At 56.5% G+C, this 18,571-nt stretch carries 22 protein-coding genes and 4 pseudogenes; 7 read left to right on the top strand and 19 right to left on the bottom strand.

What is annotated here, in order from left to right:
- Positions 1-70: 70 nt before the first annotated feature.
- Entirely contained in the window at positions 71-862 is a 792-nt protein-coding gene (locus tag AO356_RS32940) for a DUF4145 domain-containing protein (RefSeq protein ID WP_237140796.1), read from the top strand.
- On the opposite strand, the gene AO356_RS02020 is transcribed toward AO356_RS32940, so the two are convergent.
- The 12 genes and pseudogenes from AO356_RS02020 to AO356_RS01970 all read right to left on the bottom strand — a co-directional run bounded on the left by AO356_RS02020 (position 857) and on the right by AO356_RS01970 (position 7,118).
- Entirely contained in the window at positions 857-1,321 is a 465-nt protein-coding gene (locus AO356_RS02020; RefSeq protein ID WP_060743055.1) for a phage virion morphogenesis protein, read from the bottom strand. The two genes, AO356_RS32940 and AO356_RS02020, sit on opposite strands and share 6 nt — an antisense overlap.
- Positions 1,318-1,794, bottom strand: coding sequence for a phage tail protein (locus tag AO356_RS02015; RefSeq protein WP_060738363.1), 477 nt, complete (start codon positions 1,792-1,794; stop codon positions 1,318-1,320). Before AO356_RS02015 ends, AO356_RS02020 begins: the two co-directional genes overlap by 4 nt.
- Positions 1,791-1,979, bottom strand: a pseudogene (lysC, locus tag AO356_RS32935) (Rz1-like lysis system protein LysC); the annotation flags it as partial. The gene AO356_RS02015 and the pseudogene lysC, both read right to left, overlap by 4 nt.
- On the bottom strand, positions 1,891-2,334 hold the full coding sequence (lysB, locus tag AO356_RS02010) for an Rz-like lysis system protein LysB (protein WP_060738362.1): 444 nt from the start codon (positions 2,332-2,334) through the stop codon (positions 1,891-1,893). The pseudogene lysC and the gene lysB, both read right to left, overlap by 89 nt.
- Positions 2,331-2,537 carry a hypothetical protein gene (locus AO356_RS02005; RefSeq protein ID WP_060738361.1) on the bottom strand — a complete coding sequence of 69 codons (207 nt, stop codon included), beginning with the start codon at positions 2,535-2,537 and terminating at the stop codon, positions 2,331-2,333. The genes lysB and AO356_RS02005 overlap by 4 nt, the downstream gene beginning before the upstream one ends.
- Entirely contained in the window at positions 2,534-3,376 is an 843-nt protein-coding gene (locus AO356_RS02000) for an N-acetylmuramidase domain-containing protein (RefSeq protein WP_060738360.1), read from the bottom strand. The genes AO356_RS02005 and AO356_RS02000 overlap by 4 nt, the downstream gene beginning before the upstream one ends.
- A complete protein-coding gene (locus tag AO356_RS01995; protein ID WP_203225774.1) occupies positions 3,373-3,696 on the bottom strand; it encodes a phage holin, lambda family in 324 nt (107 codons plus the stop codon). Before AO356_RS01995 ends, AO356_RS02000 begins: the two co-directional genes overlap by 4 nt.
- 45 nt (positions 3,697-3,741) lie before the next feature.
- Positions 3,742-3,954, bottom strand: a complete 213-nt coding sequence (locus AO356_RS01990; protein ID WP_003199765.1) for a tail protein X — start codon at positions 3,952-3,954, stop codon at positions 3,742-3,744.
- The gene (locus tag AO356_RS01985; protein ID WP_060738359.1) at positions 3,954-4,415 is read right to left on the bottom strand and encodes a head completion/stabilization protein; all 462 of its coding nucleotides are present in this window, start codon (positions 4,413-4,415) and stop codon (positions 3,954-3,956) included. Before AO356_RS01985 ends, AO356_RS01990 begins: the two co-directional genes overlap by 1 nt.
- A 104-nt stretch (positions 4,416-4,519) precedes the next feature.
- Positions 4,520-5,221, bottom strand: coding sequence for a terminase endonuclease subunit (locus tag AO356_RS01980; RefSeq protein WP_060738358.1), 702 nt, complete (start codon positions 5,219-5,221; stop codon positions 4,520-4,522).
- 3 nt (positions 5,222-5,224) lie between these two features.
- The gene (locus tag AO356_RS01975) at positions 5,225-6,244 is read right to left on the bottom strand and encodes a phage major capsid protein, P2 family (protein WP_047230284.1); all 1,020 of its coding nucleotides are present in this window, start codon (positions 6,242-6,244) and stop codon (positions 5,225-5,227) included.
- A 43-nt stretch (positions 6,245-6,287) separates the two neighbouring features.
- Positions 6,288-7,118 carry a GPO family capsid scaffolding protein gene (locus AO356_RS01970; protein ID WP_060738357.1) on the bottom strand — a complete coding sequence of 277 codons (831 nt, stop codon included), beginning with the start codon at positions 7,116-7,118 and terminating at the stop codon, positions 6,288-6,290.
- Positions 7,119-7,285: 167 nt separating this feature from the next.
- Between AO356_RS01970 and AO356_RS01965 the strand changes: the two genes are divergently transcribed.
- Both AO356_RS01965 and AO356_RS01960 read left to right on the top strand, forming a co-directional pair.
- Positions 7,286-9,043, top strand: a complete 1,758-nt coding sequence (locus AO356_RS01965; RefSeq protein WP_060743053.1) for a terminase ATPase subunit family protein — start codon at positions 7,286-7,288, stop codon at positions 9,041-9,043.
- Positions 9,043-10,065, top strand: coding sequence for a phage portal protein (locus AO356_RS01960; RefSeq protein WP_060738356.1), 1,023 nt, complete (start codon positions 9,043-9,045; stop codon positions 10,063-10,065). The genes AO356_RS01965 and AO356_RS01960 overlap by 1 nt, the downstream gene beginning before the upstream one ends.
- 6 nt (positions 10,066-10,071) lie before the next feature.
- On the opposite strand, the gene AO356_RS01955 is transcribed toward AO356_RS01960, so the two are convergent.
- From AO356_RS01955 to AO356_RS01945, 3 genes are all read right to left on the bottom strand, one after another.
- The gene (locus tag AO356_RS01955; RefSeq protein WP_060738355.1) at positions 10,072-10,644 is read right to left on the bottom strand and encodes a hypothetical protein; all 573 of its coding nucleotides are present in this window, start codon (positions 10,642-10,644) and stop codon (positions 10,072-10,074) included.
- A gap of 80 nt (positions 10,645-10,724) precedes the next feature.
- On the bottom strand, positions 10,725-11,210 hold the full coding sequence (locus AO356_RS01950; protein ID WP_060738354.1) for a PIN domain-containing protein: 486 nt from the start codon (positions 11,208-11,210) through the stop codon (positions 10,725-10,727).
- Positions 11,207-11,485, bottom strand: coding sequence for a hypothetical protein (locus AO356_RS01945; protein WP_060738353.1), 279 nt, complete (start codon positions 11,483-11,485; stop codon positions 11,207-11,209). The genes AO356_RS01950 and AO356_RS01945 overlap by 4 nt, the downstream gene beginning before the upstream one ends.
- A gap of 1,329 nt (positions 11,486-12,814) precedes the next feature.
- Here AO356_RS01945 and AO356_RS32930 point away from each other — a divergent pair.
- Positions 12,815-12,940: pseudogene (locus tag AO356_RS32930) on the top strand (site-specific integrase); the annotation flags it as partial.
- A gap of 299 nt (positions 12,941-13,239) precedes the next feature.
- Here AO356_RS32930 and AO356_RS32505 read toward each other — a convergent pair.
- A complete protein-coding gene (locus tag AO356_RS32505) occupies positions 13,240-14,325 on the bottom strand; it encodes a hypothetical protein (protein ID WP_152032407.1) in 1,086 nt (361 codons plus the stop codon).
- A 191-nt stretch (positions 14,326-14,516) separates the two neighbouring features.
- Between AO356_RS32505 and AO356_RS01940 the strand changes: the two are divergent.
- Positions 14,517-14,881 (top strand): annotated as a pseudogene (locus tag AO356_RS01940) (terminase); the annotation flags it as partial.
- Here AO356_RS01940 and AO356_RS32925 read toward each other — a convergent pair.
- Positions 14,856-15,029 carry a YhfG family protein gene (locus AO356_RS32925; protein ID WP_109791036.1) on the bottom strand — a complete coding sequence of 58 codons (174 nt, stop codon included), beginning with the start codon at positions 15,027-15,029 and terminating at the stop codon, positions 14,856-14,858. The pseudogene AO356_RS01940 and the gene AO356_RS32925 sit on opposite strands and share 26 nt — an antisense overlap.
- A gap of 166 nt (positions 15,030-15,195) precedes the next feature.
- Here AO356_RS32925 and AO356_RS01935 point away from each other — a divergent pair, with 166 nt between their 5' ends.
- Positions 15,196-16,416: a putative DNA modification/repair radical SAM protein gene (locus AO356_RS01935; protein WP_060738351.1), complete on the top strand. Its 1,221-nt coding sequence runs from the start codon at positions 15,196-15,198 to the stop codon at positions 16,414-16,416.
- Positions 16,407-17,285, top strand: coding sequence for a TIGR03915 family putative DNA repair protein (locus AO356_RS01930; protein WP_060738350.1), 879 nt, complete (start codon positions 16,407-16,409; stop codon positions 17,283-17,285). Before AO356_RS01935 ends, AO356_RS01930 begins: the two co-directional genes overlap by 10 nt.
- A 15-nt stretch (positions 17,286-17,300) precedes the next feature.
- On the opposite strand, the gene AO356_RS01925 is transcribed toward AO356_RS01930, so the two are convergent.
- Both AO356_RS01925 and AO356_RS01920 read right to left on the bottom strand, forming a co-directional pair.
- Complete coding sequence (locus AO356_RS01925) at positions 17,301-17,663, bottom strand: DUF6364 family protein (RefSeq protein ID WP_060743052.1); 363 nt, start codon at positions 17,661-17,663, stop codon at positions 17,301-17,303.
- Between the two features lie 12 nt (positions 17,664-17,675).
- A pseudogene (locus AO356_RS01920) lies at positions 17,676-17,941 on the bottom strand (BrnT family toxin); the annotation flags it as partial.
- Positions 17,942-18,571 lie beyond the last annotated feature (630 nt).

Below are 18,571 nucleotides of genomic sequence, written 5' to 3'. Positions count from 1 at the left end.
ACAGTCCGGTAATGTGCTGCTGTGGCGGACGGGTCATCATTTCAACGGTTCAGAAATCAAAGGAATGTAAATGAAATACATCTCACCATCTATACAAGAAACTGCATTTAACTGTCCGCACTGTGGGGCACTAGCAAAACAGTTTTGGTCAAATGTATTTATTGAAGGTTATTCCGAAGATATGCCGCGTCCTCGACTTGTTGATAAGGCCTTTCTTGATGAGTTGGATCTTAGCGATATTAAGAATGTTTCTGAGCGAGAAGAACTGCTTTCTTGGTTTGTGCGGATGGCAGAAGGCGCCCCTTTTATCGATGTTAAGGATGATGGCGCATATTTAAAGCGCCAAATTAGGAACTGCAATATCAGCAACTGTTTTAACTGTCGCAAAATCTCGATTTGGATCTACGATAAATTAATCTATCCTGTTGTTGGTAGTGTTGTTCCCGCTAATCCTGATATGTCTGATGATATTAGGCGTGATTATGAAGAGGCTGGAGCGATTCTAAATCAATCACCTCGTGGTGCTGCGGCGCTTTTAAGACTTGCAATTCAGAAGCTTTGCAAGGAGCTGGGGCAGCCAGGGGAAAATATTAACGAAGATATTAAATCGCTCGTTGCAGCTGGATTGGATGCAAGAGTTCAGCAGTCGCTTGACGCCGTGCGCGTGATTGGTAACTCAGCTGTCCATCCTGGTAAAATTGATATCAGGGATGATCGTGCCACTGCTGAAGCGCTATTCAAGCTTCTTAATTTGATTGTTGATAAGACGATTTCCGAACCTAAGCACATTAAAGAAATATATGAATCCTTACCTGAGAACCTCCGGGAGGCAATTGCTAAGCGTGATACTCCTAAGTCATGAATTGTTTGTGAAATGTGCCAGGAGGCCGTCGCGGATCAGATCTATATCCGCGTCGATGAAGCCAAGTATCTCTCTTTGTTCGTACCGCACATCCGGTGCACCGCGTTCGGCCCTGTCCTTCAAGCCGTACTGATGCACCCTAGCGATTCGGGCAATCCGTCCTGTAAACCCGACGCTAATACCGTTCCCGTCGCCTTTGACTTTCAAAAAGCTCGCTGTGCGCAGCTTCTGAAACATCTGAACCTTTCGCTTCACCCGTCCTTGTTTCCCACGCAGGTTACGCTGCTTTCGCGGCGCGTATTTGCTGCCGTCTGGGTTGCGCTGGTCAATGATTCGTTGTTGCTGGCTGCGCCGCAGGGCCTGGCCGATGCTGCGGGCCAGTTTGTTGCGCGATGCCGGTTCCAGTTGTCCCAGTAGGCCGGCGGCCCAATCCTCCAGCGTTTCCAATCGGTTGGTCATTTCGGCACGACCCATTCACTGCCGGTGCCTTGGGTACCAGGTATCCACGCCGGGTCAAGGAATGCGGCCACCTGCTTAGGTTCGCCAGGATGGTGGAGGGTGGTATTGCCGTCGGCGTCTTTCCCCACAACCACACGCTCGGTTAGCGGCAGTGTTAGGCTCAGGTCCACCTTGCTGTTGTCCAGGATGTCGGCCTCGAACTGGATACCCTCGGCGGACTTGTTCAGGTTCTCCAGCAGTTCGGACTGGTTCACGCTCAGCCAGCCCAGCAACGGCAACATGACGCTGTCGGGATGACCTGCGTAGTCGGTAAGGATGACCTGTAAATCAAAGCTGTATTCGAACGACAGCGAGGCAGCCGCGGTGCAGCGGATTTTGCCGTTGTCGATGAAGATCAACAGCCGGTCGGGGTTGTGCTTCAGTTCGGCCACGGTGGCGAGCAAGTGAGCCTTCAGACTGTTGGGCTTGTTCATGGCTGGGCCTGTTGGTGGTTGTAAACCATATCCACCTGGCCCGCGCATTCTGCCCATGCGGCTTCGACGCGGTCCTGGTCGGTGAGCTGATCGCCGTTATTGAGCGGGCCCGTTGCCGGCAGAGTGCAGGGCACCACGGCCGGACAGCCACTGACGATAAGCGTCGGCGCCGATGAGGGTGGGGCGCTCGCGCAGCCGGCGAGCAAGCTCAGGCAAAGGCTGGTCAGCCCAGTTGCGAAGGTCTTCGTTTTCACGTTTCAACGCCTCGATGGTTTGCTCGCGCTTCGCCAGGCCCTGGCGCAGCTGATCCTGCTGGGTTCGCAGGGCAGCCTGGGCGATGCGCTCGTCGTTCAGGGTGTTTTGCAGGGTGCTGAGATTGGCGCGCAGCCTGTCAGCTTCATCTCGGGCGCTTTTGGTGTCCTTCCCCGCGAGTTCGGTATTCTTCTCGGCCACGGTGATGCGTTGCTCTTGGCCCCAGATGAGCAGCGCCAGGGCGCCCAGCAGGGCGATGCCGTACAGCGCCTGGCGCAGGGTACTCATGCGCGGTACCAGCCCAGTTTGTTCATGTCGCCAACGTCCATCAGCTCCAGTGGTCCTCGCACAATCATCACCTGGCAACCCGACTTCATGCGGTTCAAGGCTTCGAGCAGCTGTCTCATATCCTCTTGGTCAGCATTTTCCGGCACCTCCAGCAGGTTGCCGTCTTGGACGTCCAGTTTGCGCACCGCCTCTAAATCGATCATGCCGCCACCGCCTGGCCGCAGCCGCAGTCCGCGTGCCGCTCATATGCGCGTTGGAGCTTGATGTCGTACAGGTTCCGCTGGTAATCCGGGCCGTTGTAGAGCTTGGAGAATTCGGCCCATTTACGGCCTTTCAAGGCCTTGTGCAGCACCGGGTCGGTCTGGATGAAACGCACGAAGGCGGCGAGCTGCTGAGACTCGCCTGCGCTCATGTCATCGACGAATGCCTGCACACTGGCGTAGCCCAGGCGCTGCCAGTGAAAGCCCATGATCTGGAACGCACCCCATGAGGCAGATTCCAGCGCGGCGGTGTCATCGATCAGACGCGCATGGCTCAGGCGTTGGTGTTCAGCAGTACCGCCGGCATAGCCGCCGGATTTCGGGTTGACGATGGCGGGATTGGCGGCGGCCAGTTGGTCGGCGTGGCGCTTGAGTTCGTCGGGGTTGTCGCCTTCGTGGCGCGGCATGGCGAGCTGGCGGTACATGATGTGCCGCTCGAACAGAATCGCCGGCTTGCCATTCGCCAAGAAGCCCTTGCCCTTGGATTCAACCTCGTTGACGGCATAGACGCTTGCCAGCGGTACGTCGAGGATCTGAGCAGCCTGCACCAGGTCTTCGTTTTTTAGCAGGAGCTGGCAGTCGCCACCGGCCAGGCTGGCCTGGGTCTTTTCGCCGGCAACGCCATCGGCGACCAAGCCGACTTTCAACTGATACGCCCGCACGGCGGCCTCGGTGGAGTCACCATAGTCGCCGTCCGCTACCAGTCCGGCACCGTGGTCGTTCAGGTTCTTTTGCAGGATGCGCACCGCTTGCGAGCGGTCGCCGTGGCGAAGTGTCGTCATAGTTGTTCTACCTTTCGGATGAAAAACTTTTTGGCAGCGGCGCGAGTCCCCTCGACGCCAAGCAAGCCGATCACCCCACCGAAGAACGGCGCAGTGGAGGCGGGGATACCTAGCAGCGCCAAGCCATGGCTGGCGGCCAGCGCTAGAGCACCGCAAAGCGGGGCCTCAACTGCCATCCGGCGCAGGGTTCCGCCGCCATACATGATCCGTAGAGCGGCGATGGTCAGAGCCAGGATTCCCGCGTATAGGGCCGGCCAGTTCTGTTCGAGCCAGGCGGCGAGCCAGGCCCAGGTGTCGGGACGTTCAGGCATGCGCTTCATTCCGTAATCCAGGGTTGGTGGGTTCGTGGGCTCGCTGCAGGTTGATCAGTCCCATAAGTTCACCATCTGCCGCTGTGGGGCGGCCGTCTGGGCTTCGGGCATTTGTACTGCCAGGCCTTGGGGCAGAATCGGCCCGTAATCGGCCAGGCCGGGGTTGGCTTCGAGTACCGCTTCGGTCACGCCGGCGGTGCGGCCGTAGTGACGCCAGCACAGGGCGTCTACGGTGTCGTTTTGAAAGGCGCGGACGGTGACGGGCATCAGATCAGCTCCACGGTAGTGCGGTTGATGCCGAGGAAGTCACGCACGGCCCAGCGCAGGTCGCGGCGGTAATCGTCGATGTTTGGTGTGAGATCTTCGGCGTTCTGGTTGCCACTGTTGGTGGTGTCGTAGGAGCGGTAGCGCTCACACACTTCGGCACCGGTGGCGGCTTCGATGGCGCGGCGGTAGAGGTGCTCCAGTACCGACACGTCGTTGATCTTGTCACCAGGAACATCCGCCAGTTCGGCATGGCCTGCGGCTTCCTGCCTGGCTCGCCATTCGCTCAGTTCGCGGTTGACGCTGATGGCGGCGGCCACAGCGGCGGTTTCCAGGCGCGGCGCAGTGACGCTCGCGTCGATCCTCAGCGTCGCGCGCAATTGATCCAGATCGATGGAGGGCCAGAAGGCGTCGGTGTTGATATGGCCGCTGGCGACGGTACCGCCGGCTACGAATCCGCTCATAGAACAGCACTCAAAAATAGGTCGCCGGTGGTCGGGGCTTCACGTTCAGGAGGAGCGGCCTGGCCGATCCGCCCCGAGCCGGCGGGGTGCGTGGGGACGCTCGGTTAGCCGGCAGGGCCGGCAAGTTTGTTGAGCAGGCGTTCGGCCCGCTCCAGATCTTTCTTGCCACCGCAGGCGTCGTGGAGGGCGATGGCTTTTTTCAGCAGATCCACACCGGCCTGGAGCTTGCCGGGTTGGCCCGGGGCCTCTTCGGTGACGCCTTCCAGCGTGGCGCGGCCCATGGCGAGAAACAGCTTGGCGCGGGCCTGGTCGGGCATGTCTTCGGCGTCGGTGAGTTCGGCGGTGCGGTGAAGGATTGCCAGGTCGAACGGTTCGCCCACCTTCTGAGCCTTGAAGGCTGCCGTCGCGACTTCCTCGGCGACCAGGCAACCCAAGGTGCGGGCGAAGCGGTCGGGCATGACCATCTTGTGTTCCAGCACGTAGGTCGCGATGTCGAGCCCACCGGTGAAGTCGCCAGCGTCGAAGCGCCAGACCATGACGGTGGTCAGGACCTCGTCCTGGGCGCCCTGGCCGCCTTCCAGCACACCTTGCACATAGGATTCATAGCTCGGCAGCAACTGGCGCTTGAGTTCGGCCTTGCCCTGGTTGGACTGGACCTGTTTCAGGCGCAAGCGGTCTTGCAGCAGCTGGTTGAGCTGGTGCTCGTAGGCCGTCGCGCCGGCCATGGTCTGGGTGGGCTCGGTCGCTGCCGCCTCGATGGCGGCAGTGACGCGCTGGTAGTGGCGCTTGGCGAGGCTGTTAGCCATGGATCAGGCCTCCTCAAGCTCGATGTTTTCGATCAGGCAGCCGAGGCCGTAATCCTCGACGACATACGCGTCGTTGCTGGACTCGTAGTTTTCGATGCGGTTTTTTTCCGGTGCTTCTTTGACATAGCGGCGCCGACCGCCGATCTGCCAGTAGATAGCCAGGTTCGCCAGGGTGGTGACCAACGCCGCGCCGTCAGGCACATACGGCACTTCAACCGGTTGCTTCCCGCCCATGCGCTTCTGCGAAAGGATCATGTCGGTCGCCAGTTTTTCGGAGGCTGGCTGTTCCTTGTTGATCAGCGGGAAATATTTGTCGTGTACCAGATTGCTGCCCAGGATGACGACGATGCCTGGATCCTTGCGGTGCCATGGGTCGATGAGGTTGGCGACCGCGTCGAACACCAATGCATCAAGGTTGTTGTAGTCGGCGGTGGCACCGCTGCCGATGATGATCTTGCCGGCAGTTTTCCCCTCTTTGAGGACTCGCGCAGGCGCGTTGAGACGGTACTGTTCCAGCCAGCCGATATTGACGTCTTGCAACAGTGCATTGACCTGGCGGTCGGTCGTTGCGGCTGCGCTGACACCATTGAAGCCGATCATGATGCGGTCGAGCGCCTGGCGCTTGAGGATCGCGTCGCGCAGACGAGCCTGGAAGTCTGGAAATTTCGCCCAGGCGTCGAGTTGTGCGTAGCGGATCGCGGTGTCGAAGTCGGTTTTCTTGGCTTCGTAGCCTTTCTTATCCAGGGAGGAGACGTCACGAGGTTGGCGCACGCCGTTGCCGGTGGTGTCGGTACGACCGGCAATGGTGCTGCTGACACCCAGGCCGACTTTCTCGCCTTGGAGTTCATCGACGCCGATGATGCCGATCTTGCCCAGGAACTCGCTGGATTCCTGCATCCGGGTTTCCAGCGTCTGCTGAACCGTGGGATCTACGGAAAAGGTCGCGGTGGTAGAAGACACACCGTTGAGTCGGGCGAGCTGGCTCAAGTAGGCGTTGAAGTGTTCGCGAGTATCGTTGCGCATGAATATCGTCCTTCGTTTGTTCGGGGCTGTGGGTGGCCGGCTGTTAGCAGTCGGTCATGACCTGTTTGTCGCCACCGGTGACCGGAGGGCGCGTCTTTTGGTTGTGGTCCTGGGTGGTGGAGAGCTTGTTTTTCAGCTCTGTGAGTTCCGTGCTGACCTGGTCGAGCTGGGTTTTCAGCCCTGCGGAAAATTGCTTTTCTGCGGCCAGTTGGTCGGGCAGATCCTTGACGTGTTCGGCGATGGCTTCGACGGCTTCGCCAATCTGGGCGAACTCGGTGTCGTCCTTGGCCTGCTTGCCAGTCAGCAGCGCTTGCACCTTGTTGAACAGCTGGGCGCCGATGCTGGGCTTCTCTTCGATTTCTTCGAACTTCAACTCGGTTTCCACCGCCTCGGTAAACATCGACGTTGCCGAGTAGTGGCGATCCTTGAAGGGGCTGGCGTCAGGTTTCTGCGCAGAGAACGCCAGGACGTCGGTGCCCAGGCTGGCGGGCGAGTCAGTGACCGCCAGGCCGACGATGTAGGCCTCGCCGGTGTCGGCAAAGCTGTCGTCGATTTCGATGGAGGTGTAGATCTTCTGTTTCGCCTTGTTCATGGCGATCAGCTCTGGGGTCGGCTCAACCTGGGCGAACAGGGCCAGTTTCTTCTGGCCGGCGATGTCCACTTCTTCGGTTTTCACAGCCAGCACGTCGCCGTAGGCCTTGAACGGGCTGTCGGGCAACAGGCTGCGGAAATGCTCCAGCCAGATGCGGGCGCCGTAGGTGGACGGGTTGAAGTTCTTGGCGGCCTGTTCCAGCCAGCTGCGTTTGATGGTGCGCTTGTCCGAAGTAGCGCCCTCGACGGCGACGCGGAACCAGTTGCTGCGAAACTTCTTCATGCCGGGAATCCTCAGTGCGTGGGGCGCCTGCTGGGTTGAGCAGTGCGTTGCAATGAGGGGCATGGTCGTCACGGGCGCGAGCGGCGGCAACGAGACGGGACTGTAGGCGGGGAGGGTACAAGGGGCGGCGCTATTGAGTCGCCGCCGTGGGCGGCAGCATCTCGGCCATGACGACGACCACCCTGCTGCCTATCGATCCGCGACGCCAATCCAAGTTCCTGTACTGGATGGGTTGGCGCATCTGCGAGATTGCCGAGGCTACGGGCGAAAAAGAAAAAACGCTACACAGTTGGAAGGCCCGCGACGATTGGGACCGGGCCGACAACGTCGAGCGCATCGGCGGCGCCCTGGAAGCGCGCTTAGTGCAGTTGATCCTCAAGGACAACAAGACTGGCGGCGATTTCAAAGAGATCGATCTGCTGCATCGGCAGCTTGAGCGCCAGGCCCGCATTCAGCGTTTCCAGGGCGGCGGTACCGAAACCGACCTCAACCCGAATCTCGCCAAGCGCAACGAGGGACCGAAGAAAAAATCCCCGAAGAACGATATCAGCGAAGACCAGATCGAGCTGCTGCGCGAGGCCTTCATCGACGGCTGTTTCGATTACCAGAAAGACTGGTATCGGGCCGGCAACCAACGCACCCGCGTCATCCTCAAGAGCCGCCAGATCGGTGCCACGTACTACTTCGCCCGCGAGGCGTTCATCGACGCCCTGGACACCGGTCGCAACCAGATTTTCCTGTCGGCTTCGAAGAACCAGGCCTACCTGTTCCGTGGCTACATCCAGGCCTTCGCCCGGGAAGTCATCGGCGTCGAGCTGACTGGCGACCCGATTGTCTTGCCCAACGGCGCCGAGCTGTTTTTCCTCGGCACCAATGCCCGTACCGCCCAGGGCTACCACGGCAATTTCTACTTCGACGAGTTCTTCTGGACGTTCAAGTTCGAGGAGTTGAACAAGGTCGCCTCGGGCATGGCGATGCACAAGAAGTGGCGCAAAACCTACTTCTCCACGCCGTCGAGTATGGCCCACGAGGCGTACACCTTCTGGACGGGCGAGCGCTTCAACAAGGGCAAGCCCGCCGCGCAGCACACCAAGGTTGATGTGACCCACGGCGCGCTCCAGCAGGGACGGTTCTGTGAGGACCGGCTGTGGCGCCAGATCGTCACCATCCTCGACGCGGAGCGGGGCGGCTGCGACCTGTTCGACATCGAAGAGCTGCGCCGGGAGTACAGCCCCGAGGCGTTCGCCAATCTGCTGATGTGCGAGTTCGTCGATGACGGCGCGAGCATCTTCCCGCTATCGGTGTTGCAGTCCTGCATGGTCGATAGCTGGGTGGAGTGGGCCGAGGACTACAAGCCTTTCGCCATGCGTCCGTTCGGCGACCGTCAGGTGTGGGTCGGGTATGACCCGGCCGAGACGGGCGATTGTTCCGGCCTGGTGGTGGCCGCGCCGCCGCTGGTGCCGGGCGGCAAGTTCCGCGTTCTCGAGCGCCACCAGTTTCGTGGCATGGACTTCGCCGCCCAGGCCGCCGCCATCAAGGGCGTGTGCGACCGCTACTGGGTGACCTATATCGGCATCGACGTCACCGGCCTGGGTAGCGGCGTGGCTCAGCTGGTGCGCCAGTTCTTCCCGGCGGTGACCACCTTCAGCTACTCGCCTGAGGTGAAAACCCGCCTGGTGCTCAAGGCCTACGACGTGATCCACAAGGGGCGGCTGGAGTTCGACGCCGGCTGGACCGACATGGCCCAGTCGCTCATGGCGATTCGCAAAACCATCACCGCAGGCGGTCGCCAGTTCACCTACACCGCCGGCCGCAACGACAACACCGGCCACGCCGACCTGGCCTGGGCGCTCTTCCACGCATTGCAGAACGAACCGCTCGAAGGGCAGACCGCTGCCAATACCGGGCGGATGGAGATTTACTGATGACCGAACAACTTGCCAGCCAGGAACTTTTGCCCGCCGCCCTCGATGTCGCGAGTGCGGGTACCCAGGTGTTTAGCTTCGGAGAGCCGACGCCGGTGCTGGGTGAGCGAGAGGTGTTCGATTACCTGGAGTGTTGGTTCAACGGGCGGTGGTATGAGCCGCCGCTGTCGCTCAACGGCCTGGCCCGGTCGGTGGGTGCGAGCGTGCATCTGCATTCGGGGTTGATGTTCAAGCGCAACCTGTTGAGTAAAACGTTTATCCCGCATCCGATGCTGTCTCGGGCAGCTTTTGAACAGTTCGCCCTGGACTTCCTTTGCCTGGGCAATGGGTATCTGGAGAAACGTCGTTCGGTGCTAGGCAGCACGCGGCAACTGGTGCCGTCGTTGGCGAAGTACATGCGGGTTGGGCCGGAGGGGCAGTTTTACCAGGTGCAGGGGTGGAAGAATGAGCATGCGTTTGAGCCTGGCAGCATCTTCCACTTGCGCGAGGCGGATTTGCACCAGGAGATTTATGGGTTGCCGGAGTGGGTCAGTGCTTTGCAGTCGGCGCTGTTGAACGAGTCGGCGACGTTGTTCCGGCGCAAGTATTACGAGAATGGTAGTCACGCCGGTTTCATCTTGTACATGACCGATGCAGCCCAGACCGAGGCGGACATCGATGCCTTGCGCAAGGCGTTAAAGGATTCGAAGGGGCCGGGGAATTTTCGGAATCTGTTTGTCTATTCGCCGACCGGTAAGAAGGATGGGATTCAACTCATCCCCGTCAGCGAGGTGGCGGCTAAGGACGAATTCAACTCGATCAAGAATCAGACCCGTGACGATGTGCTGGCTAGCCTGCGTATTCCACCGCAGTTGATGGGCATCGTGCCGCAGAACGCGGGTGGGTTCGGGTCGATCAGGGAGGCGACGCAGATCTATGCGGCCAACGAGCTGGAGCCCATCCAGACGCGAATGGGGCAACTGAATGATTGGTTAGGTGAAGAGGTGGTGCGTTTCGAACCATACGATCTTGGCAGCTTATAATGGAAACTATGTAAGCGAAAGGAACGCATCATAAGCAGCTTTCATTCCCCAAATAAACATCCCATAAGAGCCTAATCCAACCACGACTGCTGAAAAATTGAACATAGAACCGGCTAGCTGTTTTCGCGAAGAGTCTTCCGCATAGAACCATTGGCTAAGGTATGTTAATCCAGCCGTAACACTAATTAAAAAAACACCTATTACGAATAAGGTAAGTGTCTCTGCGAAGATCGGAATATTTGGTTTGTTGGACTCAGTGAGTTTACCAATAAAGGCTAGTATAGCAACGGATGCGCCTCCATTCATAAGGAATGACGTCTTTATTGCGTTCTGGCCTGATTGCATGACGGACCTAAACATTTCGAGGTCCGATGCATGATTGCTCTTATGTGCTTCTACCAATATTTGTAGCTGGGCCTTCAATTTTTCGAGGTGATCTGGTGGTAAGTCTTGAGGTGGATTTTCAGAAGCGAGCTGCAAGTAAGTAATGAGTTTTGAGAGTTCTATTTGGGTTTCACCGTTCTTCTGAAGTTTTTCAATGGTCTCTTTGAGTTCTATGATTAAATCCATTTTGCTCATGTGTAGTCCTGTTGTTTGTCGTTATATGTTATGGGGTATAAATATCATTAAGGCACCTAGTGTGTCTGTGAGGCAAGAGTCTAACCCCAGGCTGCATCCCTTAGATGGTTGAAGTTTACAACGTCAACGCAGTGTTGATTCGCGAATCTAGCAACTCTCAAGTCATCGGTGAGGACAAGATAGTTGTTCTTCGCTGCGGCGATGATCCCTATATCAGCCAGGCCGAAGGGGAATAGTTCATAATCCTTGCAGATGTCAGCAGCAGGGTGATGAATTTCACATATTGTAGATAGGGAGTTCTTCAATGTTACATAAAAATCTTGCAGATGCTTGCCGTATAAGCCGTTTGTGAGGTTGCTTAGTTCTGCAAGGATGTGGGGAGTTGCAATAAGCTTTTCAAACTGATCTATTACCTTGAGCAAAAGAAAATAATCGTCAGGCGTATATCCACTAGTTCGCTTAAAGTTCGCAATGCTTGGCGTGCCTCCGGCTATTACTAATAGCAAGAGATTAGTGTCGACTATGATTCCTTTTTTTTGATATTGCTTTACGTAGGCATCTATCATAGATCGCGGATCTTCATAGAACGAAACTCTCCGGTCTCCGCATCGACAATGAACATTTTATATTTTCGTGTATACATCTGCCCAGCAAGTGTCGCCCCTAATCTTTCAAACTTATTTGGGGCGGGTACGTTGTATCCTAATGTGATTACCCATGCTCGGCTTGCTTTGTCAAGCTCGACCTCTTCAAGCAAGAGATCGTTGAGCGCTGTCTCAGCCCCTAGGAAATCATTTGCCGCCGACTTGGCAACCTTGACCGCATCTTTCACTTCTATCATTTCAACTCCTTCATTGGGTTGAGGTACCCCTAAGTTTCTCAAATTATAGCACTTCACCTTGCGACACTCATGATATCGATTAGGCGCCCTGGTTTCTCACGTCTCCCAACGTTTCGTCCATGGGATACCACTCGAAATCTCCGACGGGACGGCAACGCCTATTCGCAATCTCAGCGGCACGGTCAGGCTCAAGATCTAGCGACAGCCATGAGCCAGAGTTTACACGACCAGGCTAGACGGCTCTGGCAGGTGTATGACCCATGATCCGCCCGTCGAGGCGGCTTTTTCGTTCAGAGAAAAATGCACCGAAATGGGACGCGGCTGGCGGCCAGTGGCGTGCTTCAAACCTGGCGCGCGCCGTCGTCCCCCCACCTCGCCTCCGGTCTAAATAGGTCTTTTTTTCCGCACTTCTGCACCCCCATTGCAACCAAGCCCGCTGGGCGCTATCGGAGCTTATCCAGGCTATCGAATACCTGCGGATCCCTGCGAAGGTGGGTGTCTTTTCGTAATGCTCATACGCATGCACAGGCATACGAATTTCGGAGGCGCCACGGGAAAAGGGTTAGGTTTTTTTTGAGAGGGGTGTTTTGAGCTGGAGGGCCCGTATTTGTTGGGCTTGAGACCTAACTTTGATGGGTTAGGTTGGGTTAGGTCAAAGGTTAGTAATGTATAACTAACTGTTTTTAAAGGAATTTATAAAATGAATATTTAACATCAATAAAGGTTAGGAAATAACCAAAATCTAACCAGAAACTAACCTTCTAAATCCTTCGCAAAGCCTTGCCAGACAAGCCTTTCAGGGCAGCGAGTAAAAAACTAACCCTCCTAACCTCTTTCCCGTGGGTCAACATAAAAACGCCGGACATGCCTCGGGCGGAGCATCTACTGACGCTGCATACAGAAATGGACACTCCGCCTCACGTTCGTCATTTACACGCACACACCCTCGTACACACCGTATCAGTCGGTGCGTTTGTGGATGGTGTTGGGATTGGAGCGACAAGCATTACAGCGCGGCCATTCGCACGGGTCAGCTCACTAGGGGAGTGAATGTTTCAGGAAGTGAGTGGTACGAAAATGGTACGGGCGTTTTCGGTAGGTGCTGGAGAGCTTGTATTACGCGGCCTCCAGAGTTAGAGGTTCCAATCCATCATGGGTGCAACACTGAAGCGCCGAGACAGCGTAGGCCGCGTATTTACTGGGCTAAAGCTCTGTTTATCTAGCATTTTACTCAACGTGTTCTGGGCGTGATTTCGGGCGTTTTCAGGCGTTTTTTAAGGCTCGGTGATACGATGTACCACTCCAAAACTGACGCGTACCACTTTTGACATGGCGACTATCAGGGCAAGAAAACTGGCGGATGGGTCTGTTAGCTACACGGCTCAGATCCGCATCAAGCGCGACGGAGTGCAAGTCTATCAAGAGAGCCAGACCTTCGCCCGAAAACAGGCGGCGTAGACCTGGGAACGCAAGCGTGAATCCGAACTGGATGAGCCTGGTCCGATGAGCGGACAAACTGAAGGCACCACGGTTGATTGATCAGTATTATTCGAGCGGATCCTATCATGTGTTCTTTGAGTTGCGCCGGGCCGCCTGGATAAGCTTCAGGACCTGAACCTTTATGTCGAAAGGGCTTATCACCAAACCGATAAACCCCTCAACCAATCCTCGCCAGCATGTCGACCTATCCTGGCCTCCCCCCCCCTAGCGGGGAGCCAGTTCCATGTCAGGTTTCATATATCGATAGGTGTATTTTAATCTACGGCTTGTTCATTTAGTTCTCTTCGCTCTTTTGTTAGTCGATCGCTGCTGTCTTTAATTATGTTCATTAGATGTTCTGCGTCGGAAGTGGTGTACGGCCTGCGTTTGTAGTCATCTCCCTTGTCGATAGCTAGGTGTAGTTTTTTATCGAAGAAAGAAACGTCATGTCCTGCAAATTCACATAAAACTCGTAGGAAAGATCGAGTATATCGATAGGCTCCGATTAAATGATCGGTGGATGCTCCGACTGCATTAAATGTTATGTCGTTTTCTTCCGGGAGCGAGCTGTTTCGGCATAGGTGATGCTCTGTGGAATTGGTTTTCAAATCTTCATATATACACGGTAAGTGTAGAGTGCTGGAAAGTTTAAATATTTTAGTACAGGCCGGCATATAGTTTTTTAGGAAGATGTCAAGCTGTTCCTTGTAGTTTCTTTGCAATAGTGCTTCGTTTATGTGGTCTTGAATCTCAGAAAGGGTGTTGATGGCTTCTTCGAATTTTTTAGTATTAACCTCTGGCGTGCCGTTAGTGGGTCCCCTATCGACGAAGAAGCGAAGGTGCAGCCTCGGGTGAGCATAAAAATCACCTTCTATTTCACCTGGATATTTGGTTTTTTTTAAGCTGCCAAAATATTCGAACATTGCCTTTCTATGGGCGTAATAGGCATCTATATTGTTTTTGTGACGGGTTGTAGCTATTTGTACGGATGTTTGATGAGTTGCGTGAATTCTTGCGATTAAAACCGTTGTCGGAATAGCTAGAGAGAGAAGTGCTAGAGGTAAAGCACTTATTTCTATAAATGTTCTAAACCCCTCGCTCGTCAAAGAAAGACTGTAATCGCTCCAGGCGAAACTCCCAAATACTATGAAGTAGATGATGGGTGTAACAATGCTTAGCCATAGGTAGCCTTGCTCTGCTAAGCCACGATCAGCATCTAAGGCGAATACTTCAAGTTTTTTATAGGTTGAAGCCTTTGCTGCGTTATGTCGATTTATAAGCCAATAAGCACCTTGCACAACTATGTAACTTAAAAGCAGTGGGCCTAAAATGCATAAAGCTAATTTGATTGTTGGAGCCATTTACATTTCCATATGTGGTTGAGAATGAGTGGTGGCTATATAGTATCAAATTGGTGAGTGCGAGTTGGAATTTGTTGTAACTGGTGCATGGATGTTTCGAATGCGCCTTGCAACAAGGGCCAGGATAGAAAGCCCTTCGGTGTGCATTCCGGCGCGCTATGGCTTTCACTCCAATGCGTCAGAGAATGTTCATCATCCTCGACGCCGAGCGGGGCGGCTGAGACCTATTCGATATCGAAGAGCTAAGTCGGGAGTACAGCCCGGAGGCTTTCGCCAACCTGCTGATTTTCCGTTGTCGGTGTTGCAGCCCTGCATGGTCGATAGCTGGGTGGAGTGGGCCGAGGACTACAAACCGTTCGCCATGCGCCCGTTCGGCGACCGCCAGGTGTGGGTCGGCTATGACCCGGCCGAGACGGGCGATTGTTCCGGCCTGGTGGTGGTCGCGCGGCCTCTGGTGCCGGGAGGCAAGTTCCGCGTGCTCGAGCGCCACCAGTTTCGCGGCATGGACTTCGCCGCCCAGGCCGCCGCCATCAAGGGCGTGTGCGACCGCTACTGGCCTTCAAGACCTCTTCGCGCGTTGGCATTTTGCGTTCGCCGTCCGCGAAGGTCGTTTTGAAGCCTTCCAGGCGCAAGCTAGCCGCGTAGTTGGATCTGCGCGTCCTGGCGGCATAGGCCTTTTTGGTTTCAAGGCTGACATTGCCCATGGGGCTGGACCTCAATCGCGTTGGTTGGCCGATTATACCCCATCCCACCGGCATGGCCTACGTCACGGCCTGGGCGACTCATGGCAGGTGTTGAATTGACCAATGGCGCTTGCATCTCGGTGCATCTCAAAATACTGTGTTTATATCCAGTATCTGAGTTCACTTCATGCAGCTTATCGCCAAGCTCGGCATTCTCGCCGATGCTGCCAAGTACGACGCCTCCTGCGCCAGCAGCGGTGCCCCCAAGCGTAGCTCCCGTGGTCGTGAGGGGCTGGGGGCCACCGATGGCATGGGTATTTGCCATAGCTATACGCCGGATGGGCGCTGCGTTTCGTTGCTGAAGGTGTTGCTGACCAATTTTTGCCTGTACGACTGCCAGTATTGCGTCAACCGTCGTTCCAGCAATGTGCCGAGGGCGCGTTTTACGCCGGAGGAGGTGGTGCGGTTGACCCTGGATTTTTATCGCCGCAACTGCATCAGTGGGCTGTTTCTGAGTTCCGGCATCATTCGCTCGGCCGATTACACCATGGAGCAGTTGATACGAGTGGCGCGGTTGTTGCGGGAGGAGCACCAGTTTCGTGGCTATATCCACCTCAAGACCATTCCCGATGCCGATCCGCTATTGATCGAGGAAGCGGGGCGGTTGGCTGATCGCTTGAGCGTGAATATCGAGTTGTCCTCCGATATCAGCCTCAAGCGTCTCGCACCGGAAAAGCAGTTGACGACCATCCGCCAAGCCATGGGCACCATCCACCAGGGGCAACAGGCGGCGGCCGGTGAGCCGCGGGCGCCTCGCTTCGCTCCGGCCGGGCAGAGCACGCAGGTGATTGTGGGGGCCGATGCCACCGATGATTACGCCATCCTGAGCAACGCCGAGTCGCTCTACCAGGGGTACGGTTTGCGACGGGTTTACTATTCAGCGTTCAGCCCGATTCCCGACAGCCCCGCCAGTGTGCCCCTGGCAGCGCCGCCGTTGCTGCGCGAGCACCGGCTGTATCAGGCCGATTTTCTCATGCGCGGTTATGGCTACAAGGCAGGCGAGCTTTTGAGCGAAACCCACAACCTGGACTTGGACATCGACCCCAAGCTGGCGTGGGCGCTGGCCAATCGCGAGGTGTTCCCGCTGGATATCAATCGCGCCGAACCCGCCTTGTTGGCGCGTATTCCGGGGATTGGCCTGCGTAGTGTGCAACGCCTGGTTGCGTTGCGCCGGGAGCGGCGGGTGCGTTATGACGACTTGGTGCAGTTGCGGTGCGTGCTGGAGAAGGCGCGACCGTTCATTGTCACCAGCGATTACCGGCCTGCCGACGCCCAGGTGCGCAGTGGTCTGCTGCGGGCGCGATTGCGTGATCCCCAGCGGCCGGTGCAGATGGGGCTTTGGTCGTGATTGCCCTGGATTGCGAGGATGATTTCGCTACGTGGCGGGACCAGGCTCGAACGCTGCTCGGCCACGGCATCGATCCGAGCGATGTCACATGGGCCCAGGGCCCAATGGCCGACTTGTTGGCCGTGCCGGCACCGCTGCCCCAAGGGCCGGGCCCGTTCCGTACGCGGGTTCCCGCCGCCTTGCTGACCCAACTCGAACAGGCTGGTCGCTACCGGGGCGAGCAACGTTGGAATCTGCTGTATGAGGTGCTTTGGCGGGTTGCCCACGGCGACCGCACGGCCATGCTCGCGGGCGACCGCCTGGGCAGTGAGCTGCAGCGGCGGATCAAGCAGGTCCAACGCGAGGCTCATCACCTGCATGCCTTCGTGCGCTTCGTTCCCTTGCCGCAAGCATTGGCCGAGCAACTGCAACTGGATCTGGTCGCCTTTCATCAACCGGCCCATGACATCCTCGAAAGTGCCAGCGGCCATTTTGCCGAGCGGTTGGGGCAACAACGCTGGCTGATCGCAACGCCTCGCGACGGTATCCGTTTCGATGGGCAGTCGTTGGATTACCAGCGACGTTGCCCCGAGCAGTGGCAGCATTGGGCACGTCACGCTGAAGATCCCGGCGCCGAGCTGTGGCGGACCTATTACAGTCACATCTTTAACCCGGCGCGGCTCAATCCCCAGGCGTTGCGTCAGCACATGCCGGGGCGATTCTGGCAGCACTTGCCGGAAGGAGAGTTGATTCCGCGCCTGGTGGGGTTGGCGCGGCGGGGAAAGCAGCGGGATGGGCAGGCGTTGGAGGTGGGGGAGAAAATGGGCAAGCGGATTATTGTGGGTGTGGGTGAAGGCACCGGGTTAAGACAGTGCCTTGCTCCTGAGTAAATCGATCTTCTCGGTTCATACCGATGCTTTGGCTTTACCGGGCCTGGATGCGTCCACCATCTTGTGCAGCTCCTCAGTCATGGCGGCTAGGCGCTTTTCCAGATCCTTCACGTCGGACCGGGTAATACCGTTTGCATAGGGTTTAACTGTTCGGGTTCGCTTTTGGGCTGCCGGTGACAGATTGTGGGCAGTTTCAGATATCAAAGCCTGACGCAGTAGATTGTTGATGAGTGTCTGATATCCAGTACCAGCACTTTCGGCGCGTTCGCGAGCGGCCTCGATCACGTCCTCATCAAGCATGATGGTTATGCGGGTTTTGCCTTTGCTGCTTGCAACCGCCCCACGCTTGGCTGTGCTGAAATCGTATTCTTCTTTCATGGGTTCAACCTGGTACTGACGTAGTTCTTTTTTGGAGGCTAGTCGTGCGCTGATAAGACGAACGAAATCTGGCTCACGGTAGGTGTATGCAACGACGAGTACACGACCGCAGGCGTCTTGCCCCATGATAATCCACCGCTTTCATCATGATCATTATCCTCACGCTCAAGAGCCATTTCGTCATAAAACACAGCTTCGGCATCGGCCAGGCTCACCTTGTGTTTCTTCTTGTTAGCGACGTTTTTTGCTGGATCATACTGAGTTCTGAATGTTGTCATTATGCATATTCTATATGTATAAAAAGACCCTGTGTCAGCCCTTTCGTTTGACTTGCAGCCAGGACGGGTGTGCTCAACCATACGATGAAACCTCAGCCCTTGCTTATGGCGCTGAGCGCTCATTCGTATCGAAATCATTCTTTGCATCCCACCGCCTGAACTGCTGAGTCCAGCTCCGGACACCCTCATCGGAAATTTCCCTCAAGCTGCGTCGCTCCCCGCTGACTATCCACCTAATCACCCCGTGGGCTAAGTTCTCTCCGTCGCTGCAAATTCAGCGAGAGGGTGTGGAAGCCCTCACGAAAACCTAGCGCGTTGCACCGCTAAATTAAAAAGCAGACGCTTTTCCTAGGTCTGCTGTTAAATTACGGCGGCTGTACGCGGGGCGCCTTCGGGTGCGCCGGGTCCTAGGTTCTCGGTCTTCCACACCCGCGTACAGCTGCCACCCACCAGGTGGAAGTGGTGAAGGCAGTTCCTTTACATAACCTAGGTACAAGCCAATGAAAAAACTCACCCCCAACCCTCCGACAGCCACAGCCAATCCAAGGTGGCTTTCGTCTAGCGTCACCCAAGAACATCTCCTGCCACGTATCCGAATCTCGCTCCCGGATTCACTCCCTTCGCCAGCGG

Origin of the sequence: Pseudomonas fluorescens (assembly GCF_001307275.1) — a bacterium.
GTDB classification, from domain to species: domain Bacteria; phylum Pseudomonadota; class Gammaproteobacteria; order Pseudomonadales; family Pseudomonadaceae; genus Aquipseudomonas; species Aquipseudomonas fluorescens_AA.
Note: the sequence above shows the minus strand (reverse complement) of the source record. Positions and strands in the feature narration are given on the sequence as shown.